Raw genomic sequence first — 26,630 nt, forward strand, 5'->3', positions numbered from 1 at the left:
GGTCACACCTTAATCAAACAAGGACCAATCAAAAAAGATGTCACGAACTGTTAAACAGATTCGTCACACCATCGTATGAATCGATTATTGCACTTATTCCGAGAAAAAAATTAGTCGGACGAATCAGTTTCCCAGTAATCCTGGAGTTCTTCAGTGATTGTTTCAACATTCACTGATTCTCGCTGATCCTCTGGTAAATCTTCGTTTGACACATCGCCAACTGCTTTTAAACAAGCAGGCTTGACTGTTTCTCCCACTTCAGCAGCCGTCATTATTTTCTCGATTTTTATTTTGTGGGTCCAGTCAGCACCCATGTCATAAATGTAGGTCAGTGTTTGGCAGGTTTGGAAATCATGGTCGATCACCAATGCATTTGTAGGTTCCGTGTTCGGCACATCAATTGAATTATTGCCGGCAAAGAAAAGATACAAATGGGAATCTTGCCATTCAAATGCGATTTGGATCATACTGTGCAATTGTTCATAACTGATGCCTGCAGGAATGAGCAACCGGCGCCAAATAGGCGGTTTGAAACCTTCCAAATCAATACGGATTTGATAAGCAGCGACCTTTTCTTCGCTGGCTTCAGGAACTTTTTTTATTGGAAAAGGGACGATTTTTTGCGACCGTTGATTTTCATAGGGATGTTCGATCGGAACTAGATCGTGGTCTTCCGGTTCGACATCGTGAAGCATCTCCAGCATTGCCGCTTTCTTCTCTGGAGACCAGAAATGCGGTTTTGACATGCGAGAGTAAAACACAGGCTGTTTTTCTGCAAGAACAAAGATAATCTCTTGGTATTGTTCTTTTGTGATGTGCTGTTCTTTATACATGCAATAATAAAAATCTTCAATAGCTAATTTAGCAAAGGGGAGGAAATTCAAATCATAAGGAATCTCTTGAGGCATCATTTCCGTATAGACCCATTCGACAAACTCTTTGTCTGTCAGCATTCTTTTATTCGTCTTTTGTTCTGCACAAAAAATCAGATAAAAAACCGGATCTAAGTAATGATCTAAATCATCATTGCTGACAACACTCGGACCGCCGAACAATGCGACATGATCCATCATGCGATCAATTACTTTTGCTAACTTTTTCAATGTTTTTTCCAAAAAAATACCGCTCCTTTCTATCAGTTTAACTTTGACGAAAAGAGCAGTAATTGTCAATCTTTTTTTTAATGGGCAAGCATTTCCTGTGCAATTTCTAATCCAGACAAATCTGTTGGATAGAAAGTTGGCCAATGATCCATTTCTGTCAGTAATGTCTCCTGACTTTCGTTGCCAAAATAAAGATGGAAATGATGGGAATCGGTTGGTGCAATCGAGTGATCGCTAAATTGGATATATTTGAAGGCTGCATCGTTATCTTTTGATTCAAACAAATAACGGACACCGCGATTCCCTGCTTGGTAATTCAAGATCTTTTTGCCTACATATTGATAGGTTGCTTTCTTAGTTGTGCCATCATCAAAGGTAAATGACATCGTATCACCTGTGATCGTAATTTCTGCGACATCGGTTTGGTAGCCAGTCGTATAATATTCTTTGTATTCCTCGGCCGTCATGGTTTTATTCTGTTTCGCTTTGTAGTCAAAAACTTGATCCAATGTGCCGTCTTTTAAGTAAGGATAGACCGATTGCCATTGTCCTTTCCAGTCTGTTAGTGAGCGATCTTGAACATCTGCGTCGTCGAAATAGCCATTATAAACGGTCTTTTCTTTTTCTGATTCTTTCACTTCTTTCTCATTGGCTTGAGCGGTCGTTAGCATCAAAGCATCTCGATTTTGTTCCATGATGGAAATGTAGTCTTCCCCACGATCCATTTGCTCTTGAGTCAATCCTTCCAGTGGATTCAAAACGGCTAATCCGACGCCAGCTTCTGACGCCAGTGTTTTTGCAATACTGTCTTTGGCGTTCTCTTCAAAGTAAATCGTTTTGATCCCGGTATCTTCTACAAAGTGTTTCAACTCAGCAATGCGTGCAGCTGAGGGTTCTTCGTTGGGAGACAGTCCGGCAATCGGCACTTGTGTCAATCCGTATTCCAAAGCGAGGTAGCCAAAAGCAGCATGTTGGGTGACAAAATGTGTTTGCTTGGCATTCTCAAATGCTGACTGATAAGAATCATCCAATGACTGTAATTTTTCTAAATAGGCCGCAGCATTCCTTTCAAAAGCAGCTTTCTTTTCTGGATAAGCCCTGCTTAGCTGATCACGAATGCTTGCTACTTGTTTGATTGCAAGGCTTGGGGCTAGCCAGACATGAGGATCTAATTCATGAGAGTGCCCTTCTTCATGATCGTGCTCGTGATCGTGGCCATGCTCTTCATCACCCGGCAGCAACACCATCCCCTCCGTAGCTTTCACAACGGTGACATCGCCTTCTTTCAATGTAGATTCAATGGCAGGCACCCACATTTCCATATTCTCATTATTATAAACAAAGACATCCGCTTCTTGGATTTTTGCCATATCTTTTGCCGATGGTTCATAGTCATGTGAGTCTGTCCCTGCCGGCATCAACAATTCGACATTGCCTTCATTTCCCACCACATTGCGAGTAAAGTCATACATAGGATAAAAACTAGCGACCACTTGAATTGACGGATCACTTGTTTTTGCTGTCCCTTCATCCTCCGATTCCTTTGACCCGCCGCAAGCAGCCAACCCTAGAGCCAAAAGTGAAATACCTGTTATTTTAAAAAAATTCTTCATCTCTTTACCAGCACTCCTTTTTGATTTAGTAAAACGCCGGTCTCTCCTTAGAATCGCATCAGATTCCTTGTTACGATTTACATTTTACAAATCGTAACATTTACGTTTTACTTTCGATTAATTACTTTACACAAGGGATAACAATCTGTCAACACCTAAAAACATGTTTTTTTATATGTATCTCCTTTCATATCAGCAGCGATTCATTTGTCTTCTCATTGATTGCTATCGCTGTCTGACTTGTTCTTCCAAATCGTCTGTGCTACACTCAGGAAGTAATTGAATCGAATTATCCACTAGGGGCGCTTTATGCTGAGATAGACAGTTTGTCTGGTCCCTTTGAACCTGATTTGGTTAATACCAACGTAGGGAAGTGGTAGCGCAGCTTATTTCGCGTTCCCATTTTTCTGTCTACCCGTGGATAGAAAAAGGAGGAGCGCTTTTTTTGTAGACAGAAAATCACTCGAAAGGAAGAATACTATGGAAAATTGCTCAATGAATCAAATCGATATCACAGGGTGCCGCATCAGTCTTTATCCAATGAAAGATGATTTTGCCCCCCACATTCTTCGAAGCATCGAAGAGACCGATACCACAGCCGTTTGGCAGCAGACAGATCTTTTCAGTACACTCTACCGTGGTGAAGCTGCCAGTGTGATTGATGCGGCAGCAGCTCTTTTTGTCAATGCCTATGACCCAACAACACATATGGTCGGTGAGTTCACTTTTTCGAAAGGCTGCCCGGGAGATCTGGCAGGAGATGCCTTTCTCGACGGCAAGAATGAGCAGCCCAATCATCAGCAGATTATCACAAAAGGTACGTTCATCGTCCATTGCAAATATTCTTTCTACGTCTTTGGACGTGAAAACTATATGGAAGAAATTGCACATATCGTCTCATTGGCGGATGCCATGGGCTTACAACCGCAATCGGCCCATTACGTGACGCTACTATCTGGCACAGCCGCTCAATTGTTCGCCTATTTTGAACAAGCACTGGCCTATGCCCACGAAAAGCTGCCACATTATGTTCTTGAAGGAACCGTTTCGGTCAATAGTCCCTCGTTGAAGGAGGCCTCTTTGCATGAGTAAGTGGCAATTAAAGGATGTGATCATGGTAGGCATCGTTTCTCTCGTATTCGGTGTCGTTTATTTAGGGGCCGTTCACTTGGGGGTTCTACTAAGCACCTTGTTAGCCCCATTTGGCCTCGCAATTCTAGCGAATGAATTTCTCTTTGGGATTTGGTTTATGGCGGCTGCATTTGCTGGTTACGTACTAAGAAAACCAGGTGCAGCCACGATTACTGAAATGATCGCCGCTTTGCTGGAGGTTTTCATGGGAAACTTTTATGGTCCAATCATCTTTGTCAGCGGCTTTCTTCAAGGAATCGGCACAGAGGCTGGCTTTGCCGCTTTTCGGTATCGAAAATTCGGCTGGTCTTCTTTGATCCTGGGAGCTTTGGGAGCGACTGTCACCAGTTTTATTTGGGGCATGATCCGTTCCAGCTTTCTTGATTTAAAGTGGCAATTACTGTTGACTATTTTCGTGATCCGTCTGCTTTCCGCTCTCCTTTTTTCAGCTGTTCTTGTTAAAGTGGTTTGTGATCACTTAGCAAAAATGGGGGTTTTGAATAGCTATCCGATTGCTCAACATACTCGCCTCAAACAAAGCCGTGTGAAAGGATGAGTTTGGCGTTAGACTCCTGTGTCTTTACGATTGATGAGCAAAAACTTACTGCTACCTTTGAATTAGCTCCTGGAGAAATCAAAGGGATCTATGGTCCTTCTGGTTCAGGAAAAAGTACGCTTTTTCGCTTATTAGCCGGTTTGTCGGATCAAGGGTTCGAATCTGGACACTATGTGATCGATGAGAAAGATTTTACTGATTTATCCCCCTCGCAACGGATTGCGTCCGTTAGTTTGATGTTTCAAAATCCCGATACGCAGTTTTGCATGCGAACTCCCCGAGAAGAGCTGTTGTTTTGCTTGGAAAACAGAGCCATTCCATTAAACGAAATGACTCGCCGTGTAGAGTCGGCACTCGATTTTTGCGAGATTCGGCATTTAGAAGATCGAGTGCTGACAACCCTCTCGGGTGGGGAGAAACAACTAGTAGCGCTAGCATGCTGTCTTGTTTTAGAAAGTCGCTATCTTCTGTTGGATGAGCCTTTCGCTAATCTCGATTCGCTGACCACCCAATCATTGCTTAAAAAGTTAACAGAAGTTCAACTAAAAAAGAAGATCGGAATTCTTTTGATCGACCATCAAGTAGCACCGGTCGCTGACTGGGTGCAGGAATGGCTCCTATTAACAGATGCTTTTCAGTCGGTTCCTTCTCAGTTGCTTTTAGAGCAAGAAGAACAGCTAAGACAAACTATGATTAAACCGCCCCCCACCGCTATTGAGCAGCAGCCCCTCTTGCGGTTTGAAAATTTTCGTTTGCCAATTGGCAGACATTCTCTGCTGATCAAAGACGAAGTCTTTTCGACCGGAGAACGAATAGGCATCACAGGAAAAAGTGGGATAGGAAAATCAACCTTTTTTAAAGCCCTGTTGCAGCAAGTTCCCTATGATGGAACGATCTATTACCAAGAGCAATGCTTGACCTCTCGCAGTCGTCCTTTCGATCGGATGAGCTGGGTCATGCAAAACCCGCAGGATCAGTTTCTAGCTTCCTCCGTGGCACAAGAATTAGCCAATGGCCAAGAAAGAGAGGATCTCTCTGAAAAACTGAACCAATTGGGACTATGGGAGAAACAGGAAGATTCTCCTTTCCTATTAAGCCAAGGACAACAACGGCGATTAGCTGTTGCCTGTTTGATCGATCGTGAGATCCCGATTTTGCTTGTTGATGAGCCAACCTATGGACAAGATTTGCGGCAGTCTTGGCAATTGATGTCGTTATTGGCAGACAAAGCGGCCAGCGGTACACTGGTCTTCATCATTAGCCATGATTTGCGTCTTCTGTCAGATTTTTGTGACCGAACATTCGATTTTAATCATTTTGTAAAGGAGTCTTTCGATGAAGTACCGAAACCCAACAGTCAAGCTGCTGACTTTATCCGCGCTGGCTTTGCTCGTCTCTTTTCAAAATAATTTGTTGCTAAATAGCAGTTTAACTTTATTTTTCTTGTTGCTGCTCTTGGTTTATCTGCCTCTGAAAAAATTGCTCAAGTTACTTTTTCTCTTGTCTTTAAGTGCAGTCGGGATCTTTTTTACCGGGCTATTATTTTTCCAAGAAGGTAAAAATGGCAGCACGACAGCGGCATATGCCTATGGCATTCGTCTCGCCAGTCGCGTTTACTGTTTTGGGACATTAGGAAGTGTCTTTGCCGCTACGACCTCACTAACAGAGCTGATCTATTCTTTGCAACAGCAACTTCGCTTGCCTTCTGTTTTTGCTCATGGCTTAATGGCAGCTTTTCATATGGCACCTATGATTCCTAAAGAGTACCGCAACATCCAGTTTAGTTTGAAATCACGAGGAATCACTTATTCCAAACTATCCTTAAAACCACTGATTCCACTGATGGTCAAATCGATCCGCTGGTCAGAACTTCTAGCTGCAGCCATGGAATCTCGCGGATTTGTCGGTGATGCACCTCGAACCTATGCAGTGAATTATTCAGTCACCCTTAAGGATTGGTTGTTCGGATTTGGACTTCTTGGCGCTGGATTGATCCTTACCTTGCTTCCAGTATGAAGCTAAAAAAGGGATAGAATAAACAACAAATCTGATTCCAAACAAAAAGATACCGCAAACAGGACAGCACTTGCTGAACTTGTTTGCGGTATTTGTTTATTGATTAGTGGAACTTACATTGCCATTCGTTTCCCTTGTTTGATTTGAGAAATCATCACCAAAAAAGTAGTTGCTGTAATATAAATGGTGAAAACCAAATAAAGCTTTTTTACAATAGAAACAGTTTCGCTCGTGACTAGATGACCGATTCGAGGCAAATGGAACAAAGGTTGGCCAAGTAATTGACTTTTTCTGATTTTGGTCGTTTCCATGTGGTCTTGATTGTCTCCGATCGTATACATCACTTGCTCATTTTGATCAATTGCAGCAATTCGCCGCGTGTATATTTGTTCCCCTTGGTTCACAAAATAAGTGATCTCATCGCCGACAATCAAATTTTCAGCATCCACACCTTTAACAAATAATAAACTTCCAGAAGAATATGTCGGTTCCATTGCATCACTCTTCACAATAGCGATGCGTAACCCTAACATTTGTGGAATAACAATCATGAGTAAAGAAAGAAGCATAATAATTAATGTTGTAAAAGAAAGAAGGATACTTGGTTTAGAAATTTTTTTCATCACAGGTCTCCTTTATTTTTGATATTTTTGTATATTACGTTTATATTATAACGATTAATGATTTTTTTCAAATAATATGAGTCTGCTTTTTCAAATTATTTTTTTATTACTTGTTTTATTATTTCTGGTATAACACCCATTATCATTTGACTTAATCAATTGTTTTGTTTTATTCTAGACGTGAATAAAAAAACAGGAGAATTCATATATGTTTAAAAAAAATAACAAACTGAACTTGAAGAATGCAATTCCCTTCTTGACGATTTCTGCTTTTTCTCTGGGAATTATTTTGTTCTATCTTTCTGCTCTGATTAATCCAGTGATCAGTCTTCCTTCTATTGAAAAACAGGAAGATTGGCTGTATTATTCTGCAGCAGAACCAGAAACAACTTTCGACAGTAACTATGTGAATTTTTTGCCTAACATTCCTACCAATGAGAATTTGGTGATGGAACGTAAAATCACCAATGAACACTACTACCCGACATTGCTGTTGGTGGGCGATCATCAGAAAATGACGGTTTATTTAAATGATAAACTTTTATATACCAATAAAAAAGAAGTAGCAGAAGGTCTTGTGAATCCTGGAAAAACCCTCTCTTTTGTCACCTTGCCAGAAAATTACCAAGGCCAAACACTACGCATCTATGTATCTAGTCCTTTCAAAAATTATTCAGGCTATCCCGCTGAGGTCTTTTTTGGTTCTTCAAACGCTTTAGTCAGTTATGTCTTTCGTCATTCGATTCCCAATATTTTCATGCTTCTTCTGACAGGTTTTATCAGCCTGCTTAATTTGATTTATGTAGGGGTTAAATTAGTTAAGAAACGAAAATTACTCGTTTCGAATTTATTATTCAGTGCTTTTGCACTGTCAGCTGGGCTAGAAGCCGGTTTTGGCGATATTCTTGGAGGGTTGCTCTTTAACCCCACCATAAATTCAGTGATGTTGAATGTCTTATCGATCATTACCCCAATGTTCTTGATCGGCTTTTATTTATCGAAAATGGAAGTCCTTCAACAGAAGTACAAGATTTGGGTAATCTTCCATGGCATTTGTGGTGCAGCAGCCATTTTATCTGTCTTTTCCCATCAACTCCACTTGCCGGAGATTATGGATTATATCCATTTACTGAATATTTTTAGCACTTTTGTGACATCCTTTGCTGCCATCTATGAAGCGGTTAAAAAGAATCAATTTTTTGTTCTTTGTTCTCCATGGATCGTTTTATCCGCGATTGGTCACTGCTTTATCTACATTCAAGATGTCCTAAACAGCCATCAATCAAAAATCAATTGGAATACGATTTTCTTCGTACTCTTGATTATTGTCTGCTGGTGCTATGATTTGCTGCGTTTGTTTTTCTATAATGAAGGGAAAACGAAAAAACAGGATATCGCAGGACTCAAGATTCGCTTGTATGAAGAACAACAACCGATAATTCAACAACAAATCAATCAATGGCAACAAGCTTTTCTCGGTTTTCGCAAACAGTTGACTACTGCAAAAGTCATGCTGGAAGACAACAGTTTGCTGGGAGCTTTTGATCAAATCAACCTAATCGAGCAGACACTAGAAGAATCTTGTCCAACCAAAAGTGAAGATCATTCTCTAACAACCCTGTTATTGACAAGTTATCAGCAATTGACTCAGCAAAAAAGCATTGAATTCTCTTATGATGTGGATATTCCCGCAATCAAAGAACTAGCTGAAGAAGATTTTCTACAATTATTTGCTCATTTAATGGACTATGCAATTCGGGAAACGTATCTACTCAAAGATCGCGCCCTGCGAAAGATTCATCTAAGTGCTATCAAGCAGCAGAATCAGTTGTTCGTCAGCTGTCAGTTTCCAACTTTGGCTACTTCAGAAAAAGAAGCCATGCCGAATGTTGAAACCTTTGAAGAAGAAAACTATTTTGATCTTCAGATTATTGAAAAACTTACCCAGCAAAATTTTGGGTCTTGCTCGGTCTTACATGAGGAACAATCCACTCGTTTTTCTCTGACATTTTCTTCAGATGGGTTGCCAGATTTCCTAGAGCTAGTCAGTAATGAATAACAAAATGACAAAAAAAGCTTGCTTTTTTCCGAGTTTCGATTTAGCATGAATGTAAGATTTGGATCAGTATTCTTATGATGGTTAAAGAGAGTTGGAGCAAGCTGGAAATCCAATACCCGCTGATAAGAAGAACCTGCCAATGGTAGTGACCGCAAAACGGTCGGTGTGAAGACCTTATCCTTCATGAGTTGGACTAGCAATAGTCAACAAAGGTGGTACCGCGAAATTCAAGCATTTCGTCCTTTTTATAGGACGGAATGCTTTTTTATTTTTTAAGGAGGAAAAAACAATGACACAAAAAAATGATTTTACAGAATGGTACATTCAGACCATTCAAAAAGCCGAATTGATGGCTTATTCGCCAGTTAAAGGATCAATCATCTTCCGTCCTGACGGCTTTGAGTTATGGGAACATATTCAAGAAGAATTTAATCGCTTTTTAAAAGCAGAAGGCATTCGCAATGCGTATTTCCCAATGCTGATCCCACAAAGCTTTTTCATGAAAGAAGCGGATCACATTGAAGGATTTGCCCCTGAATTGCCTTGGGTGACAGAAGTCGGTAATGAAAAATTAGAAGAACCATTAGCATTGCGTCCTACTTCTGAAACCATGATCGGTTCAGCCTTTTCTGATTGGATCAATTCTTACCGTGATCTACCATATGAAATCAATCAATGGGCCAATGTTTTTCGTTGGGAAAAGAAAACACTGCCTTTTCTCCGCACTTCTGAATTCTTATGGCAAGAAGGACATACCGCCCATGAAGATGAAGCAGATGCAAGAAAACGGACGTTAGGAATTTTGGATGAATATGCACGTCTTTGCGAAGAATTTTTAGCCATTCCAGTGTACAAAGGACAAAAAACACCTTCTGAACGTTTTGCTGGCGCGGTGGATACCTACTCCATCGAAGCCATGATGAAAGATGGAAAAGCTGTCCAAGCCGGTACGAGCCATTATATGGGGACGAAATTTGCGGAGGCTTTCGATATTACTTATTTATCGAAAGAAAACAAACATACCCATGCACATACAACTTCTTGGGGTGTTTCTACACGTTTATTAGGCGCATTGATCATGACTCACGGTGATGAAAACGGATTGGTTTTCCCACCAACGATCGCCCCTACGCAAATCGTCTTGATGCCAGTCGGACCTTGGAAGAAAAATCCTGCCATTTTAGAAAAATTGGAAGAGTTGTTTGCATCTTTCAAAGCCAAAGGTATTCGTGTTCGCTTAGATGATTCTGACAATTCGCCAGGTTACAAATTTAACGAGTGGGAATTAAAAGGCGCTTGCTTACGAATCGAATGTGGTCCAAGAGATTTAGAAAATGGGCATGTAATGGTCAAAGTGCGTGATCTTGCCGAAAAACAAACCGTAGCCTTTGATGACCTTGCTGATTTCGTGGATCAGCAATTGGCTGCGATGACGCCACGTTTGCTTGAAGCAGCTCGTAACAGAAACAAAGAGAACGAGTATTACGATATCGAAACACTGGAAGAGTTAAAAGCACATATCGAAACCTGCAAAAAAGAAGATAAAGTCACTGGTTTTGTCTTAATTGGTTGGGACGGGACAGAAGAAACTGAAGCCAAGATCAAAGAAGAAACTGGCTTTACTACTAGAAATATCCCGTTTGAAGCTCCTATGGAAAAAACAGTTGACATCGTTAGCGGGAAACCTGCTAAACACACCGTTTGGATTGCCCGAGCTTACTAAGCAAAAAGAAAAAAAGCACAACCCGTAAAAAACGGCATGTTCACTAAGAGAAAAAGCAGCCACAGATCGTAGGATCTGCGGCTGCTTTTTCTTAGCGTATTTCAGTTATTCTATGAATTTTCGTTGTATCCACATCATTTTTTGGTTTGCTGGAAGATCAATAAACTAATTCCAACAAATCCTCAGGGGTAATATTGCCAAAATATTTTTTGACATCAATTTGATCAATCACATCTTTCAATGCAGATTTATCATAGCGAGTGCCGATAAAAGCTTGTTCAACGTCAGCAATATCTCCTAATCCAAAGAAATCTCCATAAATCTTTGCTTCTGTAATCTTGCCTTCTTGAACGTTAAAGCGAACTTCGATCGATCCAATTGGAAATCGTTTGCGGCGTTCAATATCAAACGCGGGAGATTTCCCGTAATTCCAATCCCAATTTCGATAATACTTGTCGGAAATTTCATTGATTTTGACCCAATCTTCCTCAGTCAATGTATAGGTCTTGACTTGGTCGACTGAATCCACACCAAAAATCTTCAAAAGAATCTCTTCACGAAACGCTTCGGTTGTCATATCTTGTTTGTCTTTTGGTAAGAAAGGTTTGATATTCGTCACGCGAGAACGAATCGATTTGATCCCTTTTGATTCGATTTTATCTTTGCGCACCTTCAGCGCATTGACCACTTCATTAATGTCACTGTCAAACATGATGGTCCCATGAGCAAACATACGACCATTGGTGGCGTACATTGCATTACCAGAGAACTTCATATCATCAATGACTAGGTCGTTGCGACCTTTTAATTGTGCCCCTTCTACACCCATTTCATGAAGCGCCTGAACAATTGGTTTCGTCAATTTTTCGAAATCACGGAATGAATTACCGTCATCCGGCATGATAAAGCTAAAATTCAAGTTTCCAAAATCATGATAGACAGCCCCACCGCCACTAAAACGGCGAACCACATGGATTCCATGAGCATCGACATAGTCTTTATTGATTTCTTCGATCGTATTTTGATTTCGTCCAATAATAATCGACGGCTCATTGATATAAAACAGCAGGATCGGTTCATCCACCTTCATTTCCTGCAGCAAAAAGATCTCAATGGCTAGGTTGATTCTTGGGTCGTTGTTTTCATTTGGTACAAAAAGCATCTGCTACTCCTCCTCGGGTTTAAATCTCAAAGATTTTTTGAACTGCTGCCAATTCAACCGGTATCCCGTTGGCCGCCGCTGCTGCCTCTTCTTTCAGTTGCTCCAGATCGCCATGCTGTGGCAGATGAGTCAAAACCAGTTTTTTGACCTTCGCTGCGGCAGCAATTTCTCCGGACTCTTGAGAAGTAAAATGAGCTTTGTGTCGTTCATTCCCTGCAAAGAGGTAGGTATCTGCTAAAAATAAGTCGGCATCTTTGGCAAAATCGACAAAACTTTCTAAGTAGCCGGAATCGCCTGTGAATACAAATATTTTACCTGTACTATTCTCCACAAAGCGCATGGCATAACAAGTTACAGGATGAATCGTCTTCATAAATGTAACAGAAAACGGTCCCAATTCCAACTGTTTTGTTTGTAAATAATCATGCCCTTCTGTAATTCCCGCCATGGTCAACTCATTGAAATGAATACTGTCTTCTCCATGCCCATAGATAGGCAATACGTTCCGCTCTGCTTGCTTAGGAAATAGCTGCCAATAATACTGCAAGACACCCAGATCTGCGATATGATCATGATGGTAATGACTCAAAATCACTGCATCCAATGCTAACGGATCCAAAATTTTTTCCAATTGAATCAGTGTCGTGCTGCCAGCATCCAGCAACAAATGATATCCCTCGGACTCTAATAAATAGCCAGTAGTTCCCTCACCCTTATAGGGATATGCGCCTAAACATCCTAAAACTGTTAGTTTCATACTTCCGCCTCCTTGTCTCTATGCTATCACAAAAGCATTGGATTACTCAAAAATAAACAGCAAAAACGGCTGCGACAACCGGAGCTCATTAGCAAAAGAAATCGATGATTTTCTCTCTCATTGCTGCATTGAGTCACCTAACGTCACAACCGTGGATCATATCTTTACAAAAGGCGTTCTTTAGCTAAGAACTCGATCATTTTCTTTTTCAATCAACGCTTGATAAAAAGCGGCATTCGCAGTGTTTGCGTAGGCCAGCGCCCAAAATAGACCGATAACAAAAGCAAACAAACCTAAAACCATCCATCCTAATAAAGAAATCTGCAGCAAAATATACTGACCGATATGATTCTTCATTAAATGCCAAGCCTCTTTTATCGCTTGCAGCGTCGTCATTTCTGGATGGTCGTATCGTACATAGATCGCAAACTGAAATAATCCGCTTATGATCTGGGAGACAAATAAGAAAAGGACCACAGAAATAAGAAAACTGATGATGAAGGAAATCGACGAACGGAAGAGACTCCAGTCAACAGTGATCCGACTGTTGACATTCAAGACTAAATCAAGGTACTGATTCATTCCGCCAACAACTAAATGGGGTAAAAACGTCACAAAACTAATCAGATAATTTACGAGAGCATTCACCAAATTCAGCAATAGAAAAGGTACGTAATAACGCTTGTCATAAACAAGAAAAATATCCGACACATGGATCTCCCGCTGACGAATCAAGAACAGTGCCATAATATTTAAACTTATCGTCAATGCGAAAAAAACAAAGTATTCCAAAATATAATCAATGATTGTTTCTCGTGTCTGTTGAAAGGTATGGTTTGTCAATGACAGCACCAAACTGCTGACCATGCTTTGAATGGCTATCGTAGCAATAAAGGCTAAAATATACCGCCCCCACATGCCCTTTAATGCACGTGATGCCATGGAGCGGATCTCACTATTTTTTTCATCCTCTACTCCTTCTAATAGCTTCGTAATTCTTTCACGGTTTTGTCATCTAAGCGACGAACAACTTCTGTTACTAATTTTACTGTATTTAAGTAGTCATCTTCATGAATGACAGAAGTATGGGAATGCAAGTAGCGTACTGGAACTGTAATTGCGATCGATGGTACACCATCACGGGTCAGATGCATTTGACCGGCATCAGTTCCCCCACCGGTGATCACTGTATATTGGAAAGGTATCTCTAATTCTTCCGCAACATTGATCACAAAATTCAAGAGTTTCTTATGAGGAATCATCGATGCATCAAAAATCAAAACTTGCGGCCCCTTGCCCAAGACAGAATCTGCTTCTTTTGGAGACATTCCTGGCGTATCACCAGCTGTCCCGGTATCAAGAGCAATCGCGATATCTGGATTCACTAGATGCGTACTTGTCCGTGCGCCACGCAATCCTACTTCTTCCATTACATCACTGCCAGCAAACAAGCAATTTGGATGCCCTTCAGCAGCCAACGTTTCCAACACACGCAAAGAAACTGCAGTTCCAATACGATTATCCCACGCTTTAGCTAGCAAAAACTTACTGTCATTCATCCGTTTGTATTGGATATATGGCGTAATCATATCTCCAGGACGTACGCCCCAATCTTTTGCTTCTTCCTCGCTAGAAGCACCGATATCAATGAACATGTCTTTGATATCATAAGGCTTGTTGCGAACTTCCGGTGTCAACACATGAGGTGGTTTAGAACCGATTACACCATGAACCAATTTGCCAGCTTGCGTTTTGATTTCTACTTCTTGTGCCAGCATCACTTGGCCCCACCAGCCGCCTAATGTTTGAAACTCGATGAAACCTTTATCGGTGATCTTTGTCACCATAAAGCCAACTTCATCCATATGTCCGGAAATAAAAACTTTAGGTCCGCCGCCATCCCCTACATGTTTAGCAATCACGCTTCCTAACCCATCGTAAAAGATATCTTCGGCAAAGTCTTTCGCATATGCTTTGAAGACTTCACGTACTTCTTCTTCATTCCCCGGAACACCACGGGCAGTTGTCAGATCAATCAGTAATTGCTCTTCTTTTTTATCCATCCTATCTACTCCTCTACTCATTTATCCCTTAAATTATACCATTCCTCGTGTCTTGTACCAGCTCAAAATTGAAAAAAATCTGACAACTTACTCTTCAATGATCCGCAAGCATAACTTAACTGTAATCAAATAAGCAATGAAGAATACGACGGCTGCGACACCTGCAAACAGATGTGCCACCCAATACCCTGGACTCACAATGATTTGCGTCAGCGTGTTGATTGCGAATGCGGCATGTAAAATCGCGAGTAATGTACCTGGCATGAAAACCCAAAAATTCTGCCAGTAGACGATCGAACGAATTTCTTTTTTGCTATAACCGAGTGTACGCAATAAACGATAATTTCTTTTTTCCCGCTCCGTATTAGAAAATTGCCGTACAATCAAACTGCTAGACGTAGTGATCAAAACGATCACCCCGACGAATAAAGAAACGAACAAAATAATGCCGCCTTGTCGCCTCATAGCACGCATATTGAGATAGCGATTCGCCAAGTTTAACCGATATCCGTTGAGATAGTCCTTGGACGCCTGTTTTTTTTCAAAAACCCCTGCTTGCAGCAAATACTTGATTTGTCCATTTTCTTGCGTGCGTTTATACGAAAACGGATAGGTCCATTCAATCGGTAAACGTTTTTCCACTGCTTGGCTAAGACTTTCCTGATCCTCTGTATCAACATTGACATAGGTCAATCGATAGTCAAGTCCTGACATTTCTTGAAAGTCTTTGTCATTGACCACTAACACATTAGGTAAAGAATAGCGTAAAGAAATATCACCAAAATAATCTTGGTATGTTTTGTCCAAGAGGAATCTTTTCCCGTTTTCTAGAGCAATATTCTTCTGGAAAGTTCTCAAGTTGTTGGCAATATCATAATTATCATCAAACAAAACAGCTGTCTCTTCTCCTAAAGAAATCTCTGGCGCGTCTGGCACTAATCGCCGAAATGCGTGGTAATCGGATAAAGAAATCGCATTGACCAAGAACGTTTCCTGACCAGTACTGGTTGGATTGGCTAAATATTTCGCACTGGTCGCTAACGGCACGATACGAAAAGTGAGCGTCTGCTCCGCGACGACCTGACTCTGATTTTCCTGAATCACTTGTTTTAACTCTTCTGCATTTTCTGCTGCGACTTGAAAATCGACGGGATAATCACGATTGGTCGCCTGATAATTCAAGGAAATCACTCCCATTGTGCCACCAATCAAAGAAATCGCGATCGCAGTAATGATCGTCAGTAATGAAAAACTTTTCCACGTCCGCTGCAAATAAGCCCGGATATTGTTGAATGCAATCAAGCGTGTGCCTTTGCTGATTTTTTTGCGAGGGAGCGTTAAGACATGCAACAACATTGGTAATGTGCAGTCAAAGAACAAATACGTCGCTGTGATACAGCAAAATAAAATCAGCAATGGGATCCATAAAACAGCAGTATAATCTTCTGTATAATTAATATAGCGCTCCAGTGTCGTTCGTAGCGTCAGAGCTAAGTAATAGCCGATCCCTAACAGAAGCAAACCGATGATCCCCATTGCCATCCGAAATGGGCGACACTTCATTTTGCTCACTGGCAGTGTATAGTTGTTCTTCATTAGATCGATCAAAGGATTCTGCCAGACAAACAAAACCACTTGACCACTCAAAACTACCATGGCAAGTAAGAATACCCACACGGTAGTCAAAATCGAACGAGGCGAATTAAAAAAATGACTAGTGATGGATAGTCCCATCACTCGAATCAAGATCATCGAGAAAAATTTCGAAAATATAATCCCCATGAAAATGCCCACAACAAGGGAGAAAAGATTTAGCAGGAACGTTTCTCGCAGCAACAGCCAGCTTAACTTCGCTCTGCGCAAACCCAGGAGCTGATAAACACTGATCTCTTTTTGCCGTTGATTCAAGAAGAAATGATTGGCACTTAGCATAAAAAAAAGCACCACAACAGCAACGATCGTACTACCAAAACCTAATACGCCATCGATGCGAATGTCTTGCTGCACTCGTTGAGTCAGCAAACGGTCATTCATCATGGCACTAAATGAATAAAAAATCATGACTGCCGTCATCATGCACACAAAGTAAACGACATAATTGCGAAACTGCTGCAAAAAACTGCGCCAGCCAATTTTATAGAGCATGACGATCCCCGCCTCCAATCGTCGCTTGCATATCGATGATTTTTTCGAAAAATTCTTTGCGGGAACCTTTTTTGACTACCTCTGCAAAAAAGACACCATCTCTAATAAACAAAATCCGATTGCAATAACTTGCAGTGAAAGGATCATGGGTCACCATGAGAATCGTCATATCTTCTTGCAGATTGATTTCAGCTAAATAACGCAACAGCTCTGTCGCCGCTTTTGAGTCTAAGGATCCCGTGGGTTCATCTGCAAACAACACGGAAGGCCGGCTGATGATTGCCCTGGCGGCGGCCACCCGTTGCTTTTGACCGACCGATAGTTCTTCTGGGTAGCGGTCTAACAAATGAGCGATTCCCAATAAGTTCGCCAGATGCGCCAAGCGCCGGTCAACTTCACTGACAGAAAGGCGGTCGATCGCCAGTGGTAAGATAATGTTGTCTTTGGCAGTCAACGTGTCTAGTAAATTAAAATCTTGAAAAATAAAGCCGATTTCTTTCCGGCGAAAATCGCTTAGCTCATTTTCTGACAAGCGGGTGATCTCTTGTCCTCCGATTGCAACAGAACCTAGACTCGGACGTAGGATGGAGGAAAGGATATTCATCAGTGTCGTCTTTCCGGCACCACTTGGTCCCATGATTCCCACAAATTCCCCTTGATCAACGGAAAAAGAAAGATTGTCTAGTACTTTGGTTTGATTGAAGCGGGTTCCATAGGTTTTTGTCAGGTGCTTCACATCGATCATTTTTTTCATGCAAATTCTCCTTGATCTATTTCTACTTTTCTTCATATTTTCTTTATGGTAGCACATTTTCTTCTCTATCGCCCCTGCTTCGTTTTTACACATAAAAATTTTTTACAATTTTTATTCATTTTGTGAAACGTGAAACATGTAAGACCTTGTTATCATCAAGTTTTTATTGAAAACCGCTTTTGAATATACACTACATATTGTGCATACTGAATTATTTATCGAATAAAAGCCACTATATATAGTTGCCGAAAACCATGTTTTGTTTTATGATATTGGAGAAGATAAGGAGTGATAGTAATGATGGACTTAAAGAGAAACACTGAACAAAGCGGGGGTAGCCATCCTCAATTATCCCAATTAAAGATCGTGAAACGTGATGGTCGCTTAGTAGATTTCGATGACCAAAAAATTTACGATGCATTAGTAAAAGCCCAAAGAAAAGTTAAAGGAGAACTATCTCCCCTCGATCATGAACGAATTTTAGAAATCGTAGAAGGAATCGATCATGAGATCGCCGAACGGTTTACCAAAAACGTTAAAATTTATGAAATCCAAAATATCGTTGAGCATATTTTATTAGCAAAAAATGAATATGCATTGGCCGAAGAGTATATCAACTATCGGACACGTCGTGATTTTGAACGCAGCAAAGCGACGGATATCAACTTTACGATCAATAAATTAATGAATAAAGATCAAACAGTGGTCAACGAAAATGCCAATAAAGACAGCAATGTCTTCAATACTCAAAGAGACTTGACTGCAGGGATCGTAGGAAAATCCATCGGCTTGAAAATGCTGCCCCCTCATGTGGCGAATGCCCATCAAAAAGGCGATATCCATTATCATGATTTAGATTATCATCCTTATACTCCGATGACTAACTGCTGTCTAATCGATTTCAAAGGCATGCTGAACAATGGTTTCAAAATCGGAAACGCAGAAGTTGAATCACCAAAATCGATTCAAACGGCGACGGCTCAGATCTCTCAAATCATTGCCAATGTGGCATCTAGTCAATATGGCGGTTGTTCTGCAGACCGGACGGATGAATTACTCGCACCTTTTGCTGAATTGAACTATCAAAAACACTTGCAAGATGCGCGTGAATGGATCGACGGCGAGGATCGCCAAGAAGCTTACGCGAAGAGCAAGACAAGAAAAGACATTTACGATGCGATGCAAAGTTTGGAATATGAGATCAATACTTTATTTACTTCAAATGGACAGACACCTTTCACTTCCTTAGGCTTTGGTCTGGGAACAAACTGGTTTGAACGGGAAATCCAACGTGCAATCTTACAGATCCGGATCAACGGACTTGGCAGCGAAAAACGGACAGCAATCTTTCCGAAGTTGATTTTCAGTATCAAACGTGGCGTAAATCTGGAACCCACAGATCCAAACTACGACATCAAAGAATTGGCTCTGGAATGTGCAACGAAACGGATGTATCCAGATGTCTTGAATTATGACAAGTTGATTGAATTGACGGGTAGTTTCAAAGTACCGATGGGTTGCCGTTCCTTCTTGCAAGGTTGGAAAGATGAACATGGCGAAGAAGTCAATGTAGGACGGATGAACCTTGGGGTCGTAACATTGAATATTCCCCGCATTGCCCTAGAAGCTAACGGAGATCGTGACAAATTCTGGTCTCTTCTGGAGCAACGTCTGCAAATCGTCAAAGATGCGCTTGTTTACCGAGTAGAACGTTGCAAAGAAGCGAGTCCGGCAAATGCACCAATCCTATATATGTATGGCGCATTCGGCAAACGCCTCGATCGCAAAGACAGTGTCAACGAGTTGTTCAAAAATAAACGAGCTACTGTTTCCTTAGGGTATATTGGATTGTATGAAGCTGCTGCTGCTTTCTTTGGTGGTGAGTGGGAAAATGATCCTGAAGCAAAAGAATTTACGTTAGCCATCGTGAAAGAGTTAAAAGCCCATGCAGATGCTTGGGGCGATGAATACGGTTATCATTTTAGCGTCTATTCTACACCAAGCGAAAGCTTGACCGATCGCTTCTGTCGTTTAGATACAGAAAAATTCGGCATCGTTGAAGACATCACGGATAAAGAATATTACACAAATAGCTTCCACTACGATGTCCGCAAAAATCCAACACCATTTGAAAAGTTGGATTTTGAAAAAGACTATCCAAAGTATTGCTCTGGCGGCTTTATTCATTATTGTGAATACCCAGTTCTGCAACAAAATCCCAAAGCTCTTGAAGCAGTTTGGAATTATGCGTATGACCGTGTCGCTTATCTAGGAACCAACACTCCGATCGATCATTGTTATGAATGTGGATATGAAGGTGATTTCAATCCAACTGAACGTGGCTTCGAATGTCCACAATGTGGCAATCACGATCCAAAGAGTTGTGACGTCGTCAAACGAACATGCGGTTACCTAGGAAATCCTCAAGCTCGACCAATGGTTCACGGTCGTCACAAAGAAATTTCCGCTCGTGTCAAACATATGAAAAACAATGACTGAAACAAGTGTCCCCTTCGCGACTAAAGCGTAAGCAAATTCTGCTCCTTTCTAACTGACAACTGTTGGCCAGAAGTCCGCAGAAAACGAGTGCTGGAATTGCTCGCGCATTTGTGCTTGCTAATATTTTTTTGCTACAGTCGCGAAGGACATTTTTATCGAATAATCGAATAGTTAGAAAGAAGTTTTGCACATGAGAAATCCTCGTCCCAAAGAATGGCAAGCAAAAGAGTATAGTCAAAATTATATTGCAGATTATAAAGCCTTCAACTTTGTTGACGGCGAAGGTATCCGCAATAGCCTGTATGTCAGTGGTTGTTTATTTGCTTGCGAAGGCTGTTTCAATAAAGCAGTCCAAAATTTCCGCTATGGCACCCCATTCACAGCAGAACTCGAAGAACAAATCATTGAAGATTTGCGGCACGATTATGTTCAGGGACTAACACTATTAGGCGGCGAACCTTTTTTGAATACTGAAGTATGTCTGCAAGTGGTAAACAGAGTCCGTGCCGAGTTCGGTCATGGCAAAGATATTTGGAGCTGGTCTGGTTACACCTTCGAGGAACTACTGTTGGAAACAGAAGATAAGCTTGAGTTGCTGTCTCGCATCGATATCCTAGTTGATGGCCGTTTCGAATTGAGCAAACGCAATTTGAATCTGCAATTTCGCGGCAGCAGCAATCAACGAATCATTGATGTTCCTAAATCCCTAGCACTAGGAGAAGCGGTGATTTGGGACAAATGCAAAGACGCAGAAAAAAGCTATGAACAAATCAAAAAGAGTATTTAACGACTTGAAAAAACTTCAGTTTTCAAACTGATACAAAAGATAAAAACCAGTAGGAGTGCTGAACTACTCCTGCTGGTTTTTATTTCGATCGTAGGACATACCATCATTACAAATGTTTGCTTGCTTCTTTGATACTTAACGGAGCTAACTGATCTTTGTGCGTTAACAGAAAAGCCTGCACCCACTCAGGGTTTGTTTTAGCATAATCGCGCAAACTCCAGCCAATCGCTTTATTGATAAAGAATTCATCGCTACCTAAATTATTTAAAAGGATCGTCTCGAAAAGCTCGCGATCGGTTTTTTCTTTTCTAAGCAGTTGGTGGTCAATGGCGATGCGTCGGAGCCATAAATTTTCTGCTTTGCTCCAAGCAAGCATCTTTTGGCTCAATTCCGGGTAGGTCATAGTCAGCCCGCCAACAACTTTATTCAAGCCATCAACAGTATCCCACCAAGACTTTTGAAGGACTAATTCACTTATTTTCTCCAGTTCGTCTGGTTGGAGGACCGACTGCATCGTTACCAGATAATCGATAGCTACATATTGCATTTCACGATAAGGTAGTTGCCAACAGGTTTCAACAAATGCCCAATCGAGGGCGGCCTTTTTCATTGCAGCAAAATAAGGTTTTTGGATTTGTTTGCGTACAGGTGACGGAATCCCTAAAAAGTCAAATTGGTTCCGCATGTACGCTCGCATTTGAACTCCTCGCGCTGGATTTTTTTGTGCCATGAATTCCTCTAGTAACGCTTTCCATTGATTGTTTGTCGTCATTATGCGCCTCCATATATTTTATTCGGTTTCCCACAAAGGCAATACGATATTTTCATAAGCTAATGGGTCAAGATTCGTAACTGTGATTCCCAATAAGCGGATCCCTTTTTCGATTCCTAGAATCTCCTCCCAAATCAAACTAGCTTGTGAAAAAATAGCTTCTTTCTTGTGCATATATTCTGGCAACGTGACCCGTTTTGTGATGGTGGAGTAATCGGCATAACGCACTTTCAACACCACAGTCTTTCCATGTTTTTGCGTACGTTTCAATGATCTTTCTACTTCTTCTGCCAGATTTCTTAGCTGACTGATGACCTGATCTTCTGTGGTTAACGCATTGCCATACGTATGTTCTTTTCCGACTGATTTTCGTTCTCTCGTCACACTAACCGGAGAATCATGGATTCCTCGAACTTTCCGGTATAATGAGTAACCCATTTTTCCAAATTCTTGGATCAATGCCATTTCGCTCCATTCATAAAGGTCAGATCCCTTATAAATCCCTAATTCATGCATTCTCGGCACTGTCTTTTTACCGATACCATGAAATTTGTCAATCGGTAATTTTTTTAAAAAGACCACGGCATCTTCCGGCATCACTACCGTCAAACCCCGGGGTTTGTGAAAATCCGAAGATAATTTGGCTAAAAACTTATTGTAGCTGACGCCTGCTGAACAAGTAAGCTGGGTCGTCTGCCAAATGTCTTGCTGGATCATGCGAGCAATTTTGATCGCTGAAGGACAGTTGATCTTGTTGACGGTCACATCCAGATAAGCTTCATCGATAGAAACCGGTTCGATCACATCGGTATAGCGCCCAAAGATCTCTCGGACTTGCTGAGAAATTTCGCGGTATTTCTGATGGTTGCCAGGTATAAAGACGGCATGAGGACACAGTTCAAAGGCTTTTTGCGCACTCATTGCAGAATGGATCCCATACTGACGTGCTTTATAATTGGCGGTCGTGACGACACCTCTGCCCCCAGTATCACTTGGGTGGCGGGCAATCACTAAGGGATGCTTAGCCAATTCAGGATTGTCTCTTTCTTCTACTGATGCAAAAAAGGCATCCATATCGATATGGATGATTTTCCGAGAAGTATCGTTTTTTAACGGAAAACGCAACTCAGCCATTTTCACCACTCCATTCCCCTCTATTATAAACGAACAAAAGTTCCCTATCAAGAGGCTCATTCCAAGCATCGGTGATTGTTGCAAACAAAAAGAATCCCTGTAAAAAGACAGAAATTCTTTTTGTTTCCTGTTATGATTTAAGTCTTCAAATTTAGTTTGTTTCGTTAAAAACGTCTAGACTTACAGCGCTGATGGGCCTCGTTCATTGGTTCGGATTCGTACCGCTTCTTCGATCGGGTAAATAAAAATTTTACCATCACCTACTTCACCTGTATGGCAGATAGACAAAATCAGTTCAATGATTGCTTCAACCTCTTCATCTGCAACAACAAAACTCGCCTTTACTTTAGGCAAAAGTGTCGTAATCACTGCTTGTCCCCGAACAAACTCTTTGGCCCCTTTTTGATTACCACAGCCCAATACTTGACTCACCGTCATTCCAGCCATATCTATTTGATCAAGAGCTGCCTTTAATTCTTCTAATTTTTCTTGTCGAATGATCGCTTCTACTTTTTTCATCTGCATTCCTCCATCTATGAATCCAGCCCCATGAACGTTGGATAAGCTGTTTCATCATGTTCACTGCGATCCATCCCAATAGCTTCTTCTTGTTCTGTGACCCGGATCGGTAGCACGCGTTTGATCACATGGATCAATAGAAAGGATATGCCTCCGGCAAATAGAATCGTAAATACGATACTAATGATCTGTGCAATGAACAACTCAGTCCCACCATAGAGCAAGCCGGTGTGATGATTGACAGCAGGATCAGCAAAAATGCCCGTCATGATTCCACCAAAGATTCCGCCAATCCCATGACAACCAAAAGCATCCAAAGCGTCATCCAGACCTAAGCGATGTTTGATGACCGAAATAAAGTAATAACAAAACGGACTCACTAATGCACCGATCACAAAGGATGACCAAAGGGAAACAAAACCTGCGCCAGGAGTAATTGCTACCAGACCCACGACAGCTCCGGTACAAGCTCCGACAATGGTTGGCTTCCCTAATAAAACTTTTTCAATCAACATCCAGGAGAGCATCGCAGCTGCGGCTGCCGTATTGGTCGTTAACAACGCTTGAATGGCGATCCCGTCAGCAGCTAATGCTGATCCAGCATTGAAGCCAAACCAGCCAAACCATAGCAACCCTGCCCCTAATACGACAAATGGAATATTATGGGGACGATACTCCGTTTGATGAAACTCGCGTCTCTTACCCACGACTAATGCTAGCACGAGACCGCTGATGCCTGAACTAATATGGACAACGTTGCCTCCTGCAAAATCAATCGAACCGATAGCGTCTAAGAAGCCGCCACCCCAAACCATATGGGCCATCGGAAAATAAACCAAAAACAGCCAGCAGCCAATAAATAAGAAAATAGCTGAAAAACGCATTCGTCCTACGACTGATCCGGTAATGATCGCTGTTGTGATCAGTGCAAACATCATCTGAAAAGCCGCAAACAATCCTTCAGGAATCCCTTCTCCGTCCGTCATGGAAACTTGCTGGAAAAATAACTTATCGATGTTGCCGATAAACGCACCTGTACCACTGAAAGAAAGCGAATACCCAGCCGTCACCCACAGAACTGAAGCTAGTCCCATGGTGCAAATCACCATCATCATTGTGTTCAAGATATTTTTTCGCCTTTCCAATCCACCATAAAAAAAAGCTAGCGCCGGAGTCATTAAAAAGACCATCCCACTGCAAATCAAAATAAATCCACTATTGCCTGTTTCCATTCCAACCACTCCTTTTTATGTTAGATATCCTACCATCATATTCAGGAGTTCGCTAGTGTTTTTTCTAATTTTTGCAATTTTTCTGAAAAAAGCTCACTTTACATGTTATTAAATCTAACATTCGCAATTCGAGTGATAGCTTTCTTGGGAAATGGCGATCAAAACGACACATAAAAAGTCACATTATCCGTCAAATGCTTAAAGCCATTCTTTTTATAAAAATCTGCAGCTGGCATCTTTTCTTCTGTATCTAATAGTATCGTGGGAATGCCTTTTTTGGCCAACTCTTCTTTGATCATTTCTAAAAAAGCAGAGCCGAAACCTTTCCCTTGATGCTTGCCGGCAATTAAAAAGGTATCGATGACATATTCTTTTCCTTGGTACCACGGCTTGATAAAGCCTAACGAGTACCCTATTTTTTCATTGGTCAATGAGTCCGTTAAATAATAGCCAATATAAGTATTCATCGCCATCATGGATGACACATATTCTGTAATTTGAGGAACGGTTAGCTCATCATTCCATGGTTCCGCTGAAAAGATTGCAATGTACATTTCAACAGCTTCCTTTAAATCTTTTTCTGTTAGCTCACGCATGCTTAAGTTGATTGTCATTTCGTTTCCCACTTCCTTTAACGATTCATTATCAGCCCAATCGAATGACGAACCATCATTCATCGATTCGTTTTGCATACCCATTGCCATAACTGGTATAGCGGCGGGCTTGGTTGATTTTCATTTTTTTCTGAATCTCTCCGTCTAAATCAATCGATAAGATCTCCGCTAAACCGAGAAGGTAGATGGCTACATCTGCCAATTCTTCCCCCACATCTTGATTTTTGCGATAGGCATCAAAAGCTTCAGCCACTTCACCATATAATGACAAAAATTCCTTTTCAATATTGGTGACATTAAATTGATGATCGATTTTGTTTTGATAGATCGCTTTTTGCATGTCTCGTATGTTCATCTTTTTCTCCTTTTTAAACTAGTATATCATTTCCTTTTGTGACAGTTTCACCCAATCATCCATTTCACTAAAAATGAAACTCATTATTAAAAAAAACCGATGCACAGGCATCGGTTAAGCGTCTAAGTGATAGGCATGATAGACCGTTTGTTTTTTTACTTGATTTCGTTTTGCCACTTCTTTGATAGCCTCCTTAGAAGACATCCCGGTCTCCATCAGAGCTGTTACTTGCTCTTTAAGGCTACCGTCATAAACGATTTCGACAGAGTCCGTCGATCCCTCAACCATAAGGCAACACTCTCCTTTGACCGTATTTTCCTCTAGATAGTCCAACAGTTCCTTTAAAGAACCTCGCAAGTATTCCTCGTGGATTTTTGTCAACTCTCGACAGATGACTGCAGAACGTTCTGCACCAAAAACAGTAATCATATTTTCGATCGTCGCTGCCAAGCGGTAAGGTGATTCATAAAAGATCATCGTAGCCGGCTGGTTCGCCAGCTCAGACAATGCTTCTTTTTGCTCTTTCTTTTTTCGAGGTAAGAAGCCATAAAAAAGATTGGGCTGCGGAGACAAACCAGAAGCGATCAAAGCAGTCAATCCCGCTGTAGGACCGGGCAAGGCAATCACTGGAATATCAGCTGCAATGCACGCTTTGACTAATTCATGACCAGGGTCACTGATCGATGGCATCCCTGCATCACTACATTGGGCAATTATTTTTCCAGCTAGCAATTGATCGATGAGTTGCGGCACACGTTCCTTGAAATTATGTTCATGCAAACTTCGTTGCGGTGTCGTTATTTCAAAATGGTTCAATAATTTCTGGGTATTCCTAGTATCTTCGCTGGCAATCAAATCAGCTTCCCCTAAAATTTTGACACAACGAACGGTCATGTCTTCCAAATTTCCGATTGGTGTCGGCACTAAATAAAGCGTTCCGTTCGATTGTTTATAGCTTTGTTGTTTCTGCATACTTTCCCTACTTTCAAAAAAAGACCAGCCACCTGCGCTGG

At 41.3% G+C, this 26,630-nt stretch carries 24 protein-coding genes, 1 riboswitch and 1 other annotated feature; of the genes, 8 read left to right on the top strand and 16 right to left on the bottom strand.

The window, feature by feature from the left end; all coding sequences use genetic code 11:
* Window positions 1–110: 110 nt before the first annotated feature.
* On the bottom strand, window positions 111–1,115 hold the full coding sequence (locus EG2_RS07620; protein WP_060814222.1) for a plasmid pRiA4b ORF-3 family protein: 1,005 nt from the start codon (window positions 1,113–1,115) through the stop codon (window positions 111–113).
* 65 nt (window positions 1,116–1,180) lie between these two features.
* Window positions 1,181–2,716 carry a zinc ABC transporter substrate-binding protein AdcA gene (locus EG2_RS07625; RefSeq protein ID WP_060814223.1) on the bottom strand — a complete coding sequence of 512 codons (1,536 nt, stop codon included), beginning with the start codon at window positions 2,714–2,716 and terminating at the stop codon, window positions 1,181–1,183.
* A gap of 288 nt (window positions 2,717–3,004) precedes the next feature.
* Window positions 3,005–3,105, top strand: a riboswitch (TPP riboswitch).
* A gap of 91 nt (window positions 3,106–3,196) precedes the next feature.
* Between EG2_RS07625 and EG2_RS07630 the strand changes: the two genes are divergently transcribed.
* Genes EG2_RS07630 through EG2_RS07645 form a run of 4 tightly spaced genes read left to right on the top strand, consistent with a single transcriptional unit; the run spans window position 3,197 to window position 6,419 of the window.
* On the top strand, window positions 3,197–3,808 hold the full coding sequence (locus tag EG2_RS07630) for a YkoF family thiamine/hydroxymethylpyrimidine-binding protein (protein WP_060814224.1): 612 nt from the start codon (window positions 3,197–3,199) through the stop codon (window positions 3,806–3,808).
* The gene (locus EG2_RS07635) at window positions 3,801–4,403 is read left to right on the top strand and encodes an ECF transporter S component (RefSeq protein ID WP_060814225.1); all 603 of its coding nucleotides are present in this window, start codon (window positions 3,801–3,803) and stop codon (window positions 4,401–4,403) included. Before EG2_RS07630 ends, EG2_RS07635 begins: the two co-directional genes overlap by 8 nt.
* On the top strand, window positions 4,400–5,812 hold the full coding sequence (locus EG2_RS07640; RefSeq protein WP_060814226.1) for an ABC transporter ATP-binding protein: 1,413 nt from the start codon (window positions 4,400–4,402) through the stop codon (window positions 5,810–5,812). The genes EG2_RS07635 and EG2_RS07640 overlap by 4 nt, the downstream gene beginning before the upstream one ends.
* Window positions 5,739–6,419, top strand: a complete 681-nt coding sequence (locus EG2_RS07645) for an energy-coupling factor transporter transmembrane component T (protein ID WP_060814227.1) — start codon at window positions 5,739–5,741, stop codon at window positions 6,417–6,419. Before EG2_RS07640 ends, EG2_RS07645 begins: the two co-directional genes overlap by 74 nt.
* Window positions 6,420–6,532: 113 nt before the next feature.
* Here EG2_RS07645 and EG2_RS07650 read toward each other — a convergent pair whose 3' ends face one another.
* Window positions 6,533–7,042, bottom strand: coding sequence for a signal peptidase I (locus EG2_RS07650; protein ID WP_060814228.1), 510 nt, complete (start codon window positions 7,040–7,042; stop codon window positions 6,533–6,535).
* 208 nt (window positions 7,043–7,250) lie between these two features.
* Here EG2_RS07650 and EG2_RS19550 point away from each other — a divergent pair, with 208 nt between their 5' ends.
* On the top strand, window positions 7,251–9,101 hold the full coding sequence (locus tag EG2_RS19550) for an ATP-binding protein (RefSeq protein ID WP_249024288.1): 1,851 nt from the start codon (window positions 7,251–7,253) through the stop codon (window positions 9,099–9,101).
* Between the two features lie 44 nt (window positions 9,102–9,145).
* Window positions 9,146–9,348, top strand: a binding site (T-box leader).
* Window positions 9,349–9,390: 42 nt separating this feature from the next.
* Window positions 9,391–10,824, top strand: coding sequence for a proline--tRNA ligase (gene proS, locus EG2_RS07665; RefSeq protein WP_060814229.1), 1,434 nt, complete (start codon window positions 9,391–9,393; stop codon window positions 10,822–10,824).
* Window positions 10,825–10,981: 157 nt separating this feature from the next.
* Here proS and EG2_RS07670 read toward each other — a convergent pair whose 3' ends face one another.
* The 6 genes from EG2_RS07670 to EG2_RS07695 form a co-directional block, all read right to left on the bottom strand.
* Window positions 10,982–11,986 carry a lipoate--protein ligase gene (locus EG2_RS07670; protein WP_003127112.1) on the bottom strand — a complete coding sequence of 335 codons (1,005 nt, stop codon included), beginning with the start codon at window positions 11,984–11,986 and terminating at the stop codon, window positions 10,982–10,984.
* 19 nt (window positions 11,987–12,005) lie between these two features.
* Entirely contained in the window at window positions 12,006–12,743 is a 738-nt protein-coding gene (locus tag EG2_RS07675) for an MBL fold metallo-hydrolase (RefSeq protein WP_060814230.1), read from the bottom strand.
* A gap of 180 nt (window positions 12,744–12,923) precedes the next feature.
* On the bottom strand, window positions 12,924–13,739 hold the full coding sequence (locus tag EG2_RS07680) for a DUF975 family protein (RefSeq protein ID WP_255210074.1): 816 nt from the start codon (window positions 13,737–13,739) through the stop codon (window positions 12,924–12,926).
* Window positions 13,724–14,806 (bottom strand): M42 family metallopeptidase, encoded by a 1,083-nt coding sequence (locus EG2_RS07685; RefSeq protein WP_060814232.1) that lies wholly within the window; start codon window positions 14,804–14,806, stop codon window positions 13,724–13,726. Before EG2_RS07685 ends, EG2_RS07680 begins: the two co-directional genes overlap by 16 nt.
* A gap of 87 nt (window positions 14,807–14,893) precedes the next feature.
* On the bottom strand, window positions 14,894–16,951 hold the full coding sequence (locus EG2_RS07690) for an FtsX-like permease family protein (protein ID WP_060814233.1): 2,058 nt from the start codon (window positions 16,949–16,951) through the stop codon (window positions 14,894–14,896).
* Window positions 16,941–17,705, bottom strand: a complete 765-nt coding sequence (locus EG2_RS07695) for an ABC transporter ATP-binding protein (protein ID WP_060814234.1) — start codon at window positions 17,703–17,705, stop codon at window positions 16,941–16,943. The genes EG2_RS07690 and EG2_RS07695 overlap by 11 nt, the downstream gene beginning before the upstream one ends.
* A 297-nt stretch (window positions 17,706–18,002) precedes the next feature.
* On the opposite strand from EG2_RS07695, the gene nrdD reads away from it, so the two are divergent.
* Together nrdD and nrdG are read left to right on the top strand one after the other, a co-directional pair.
* Window positions 18,003–20,204, top strand: a complete 2,202-nt coding sequence (nrdD, locus tag EG2_RS07700; protein WP_060814235.1) for an anaerobic ribonucleoside-triphosphate reductase — start codon at window positions 18,003–18,005, stop codon at window positions 20,202–20,204.
* Window positions 20,205–20,394: 190 nt separating this feature from the next.
* A complete protein-coding gene (gene nrdG / locus EG2_RS07705) occupies window positions 20,395–20,991 on the top strand; it encodes an anaerobic ribonucleoside-triphosphate reductase activating protein (protein WP_060814236.1) in 597 nt (198 codons plus the stop codon).
* 106 nt (window positions 20,992–21,097) lie between these two features.
* Here the strand turns inward: nrdG and EG2_RS07710 are convergent, their stop codons facing one another.
* The 7 genes from EG2_RS07710 to rsmI all read right to left on the bottom strand — a co-directional run bounded on the left by EG2_RS07710 (window position 21,098) and on the right by rsmI (window position 26,589).
* Window positions 21,098–21,763, bottom strand: coding sequence for a DNA alkylation repair protein (locus EG2_RS07710; RefSeq protein WP_060814237.1), 666 nt, complete (start codon window positions 21,761–21,763; stop codon window positions 21,098–21,100).
* Between the two features lie 18 nt (window positions 21,764–21,781).
* On the bottom strand, window positions 21,782–22,897 hold the full coding sequence (gene dinB / locus EG2_RS07715) for a DNA polymerase IV (protein WP_005472399.1): 1,116 nt from the start codon (window positions 22,895–22,897) through the stop codon (window positions 21,782–21,784).
* A gap of 180 nt (window positions 22,898–23,077) precedes the next feature.
* Window positions 23,078–23,416: a P-II family nitrogen regulator gene (locus EG2_RS07720; RefSeq protein ID WP_060814238.1), complete on the bottom strand. Its 339-nt coding sequence runs from the start codon at window positions 23,414–23,416 to the stop codon at window positions 23,078–23,080.
* Window positions 23,417–23,430: 14 nt separating this feature from the next.
* Window positions 23,431–24,648, bottom strand: a complete 1,218-nt coding sequence (locus tag EG2_RS07725; RefSeq protein WP_060814239.1) for an ammonium transporter — start codon at window positions 24,646–24,648, stop codon at window positions 23,431–23,433.
* A 158-nt stretch (window positions 24,649–24,806) separates the two neighbouring features.
* Window positions 24,807–25,262 (bottom strand): GNAT family N-acetyltransferase, encoded by a 456-nt coding sequence (locus tag EG2_RS07730; protein WP_060814240.1) that lies wholly within the window; start codon window positions 25,260–25,262, stop codon window positions 24,807–24,809.
* Window positions 25,263–25,317: 55 nt separating this feature from the next.
* Window positions 25,318–25,617: a nucleoside triphosphate pyrophosphohydrolase family protein gene (locus tag EG2_RS07735; RefSeq protein WP_060814241.1), complete on the bottom strand. Its 300-nt coding sequence runs from the start codon at window positions 25,615–25,617 to the stop codon at window positions 25,318–25,320.
* 114 nt (window positions 25,618–25,731) lie between these two features.
* Complete coding sequence (rsmI, locus tag EG2_RS07740) at window positions 25,732–26,589, bottom strand: 16S rRNA (cytidine(1402)-2'-O)-methyltransferase (RefSeq protein WP_060814242.1); 858 nt, start codon at window positions 26,587–26,589, stop codon at window positions 25,732–25,734.
* Window positions 26,590–26,630 lie beyond the last annotated feature (41 nt).

Origin of the sequence: Enterococcus gallinarum NBRC 100675 (assembly GCF_001544275.1) — a bacterium.
In the GTDB taxonomy this organism is placed as follows: domain Bacteria; phylum Bacillota; class Bacilli; order Lactobacillales; family Enterococcaceae; genus Enterococcus_D; species Enterococcus_D gallinarum.

Coding starts and splice junctions, on each gene's coding strand:
- nrdG (WP_060814236.1), top strand. CDS start 20,395: ATGAGAAATCCTCGTCCCAAAGAATGGCAAGCAAAAGAGTATAGTCAA.
- EG2_RS07735 (WP_060814241.1), bottom strand. CDS start 25,617: ATGAACATACGAGACATGCAAAAAGCGATCTATCAAAACAAAATCGAT.
- proS (WP_060814229.1), top strand. CDS start 9,391: ATGACACAAAAAAATGATTTTACAGAATGGTACATTCAGACCATTCAA.
- EG2_RS07730 (WP_060814240.1), bottom strand. CDS start 25,262: ATGACAATCAACTTAAGCATGCGTGAGCTAACAGAAAAAGATTTAAAG.
- EG2_RS07650 (WP_060814228.1), bottom strand. CDS start 7,042: ATGAAAAAAATTTCTAAACCAAGTATCCTTCTTTCTTTTACAACATTA.
- EG2_RS07720 (WP_060814238.1), bottom strand. CDS start 23,416: ATGAAAAAAGTAGAAGCGATCATTCGACAAGAAAAATTAGAAGAATTA.
- EG2_RS07690 (WP_060814233.1), bottom strand. CDS start 16,951: ATGCTCTATAAAATTGGCTGGCGCAGTTTTTTGCAGCAGTTTCGCAAT.
- EG2_RS19550 (WP_249024288.1), top strand. CDS start 7,251: ATGTTTAAAAAAAATAACAAACTGAACTTGAAGAATGCAATTCCCTTC.
- EG2_RS07675 (WP_060814230.1), bottom strand. CDS start 12,743: ATGAAACTAACAGTTTTAGGATGTTTAGGCGCATATCCCTATAAGGGT.
- EG2_RS07725 (WP_060814239.1), bottom strand. CDS start 24,648: ATGGAAACAGGCAATAGTGGATTTATTTTGATTTGCAGTGGGATGGTC.
- rsmI (WP_060814242.1), bottom strand. CDS start 26,589: ATGCAGAAACAACAAAGCTATAAACAATCGAACGGAACGCTTTATTTA.
- EG2_RS07640 (WP_060814226.1), top strand. CDS start 4,400: ATGAGTTTGGCGTTAGACTCCTGTGTCTTTACGATTGATGAGCAAAAA.
- EG2_RS07645 (WP_060814227.1), top strand. CDS start 5,739: ATGAAGTACCGAAACCCAACAGTCAAGCTGCTGACTTTATCCGCGCTG.
- nrdD (WP_060814235.1), top strand. CDS start 18,003: ATGATGGACTTAAAGAGAAACACTGAACAAAGCGGGGGTAGCCATCCT.
- dinB (WP_005472399.1), bottom strand. CDS start 22,897: ATGGCTGAGTTGCGTTTTCCGTTAAAAAACGATACTTCTCGGAAAATC.
- EG2_RS07670 (WP_003127112.1), bottom strand. CDS start 11,986: ATGCTTTTTGTACCAAATGAAAACAACGACCCAAGAATCAACCTAGCC.
- EG2_RS07625 (WP_060814223.1), bottom strand. CDS start 2,716: ATGAAGAATTTTTTTAAAATAACAGGTATTTCACTTTTGGCTCTAGGG.
- EG2_RS07630 (WP_060814224.1), top strand. CDS start 3,197: ATGGAAAATTGCTCAATGAATCAAATCGATATCACAGGGTGCCGCATC.
- EG2_RS07710 (WP_060814237.1), bottom strand. CDS start 21,763: ATGACGACAAACAATCAATGGAAAGCGTTACTAGAGGAATTCATGGCA.
- EG2_RS07695 (WP_060814234.1), bottom strand. CDS start 17,705: ATGAAAAAAATGATCGATGTGAAGCACCTGACAAAAACCTATGGAACC.
- EG2_RS07635 (WP_060814225.1), top strand. CDS start 3,801: ATGAGTAAGTGGCAATTAAAGGATGTGATCATGGTAGGCATCGTTTCT.
- EG2_RS07685 (WP_060814232.1), bottom strand. CDS start 14,806: ATGGATAAAAAAGAAGAGCAATTACTGATTGATCTGACAACTGCCCGT.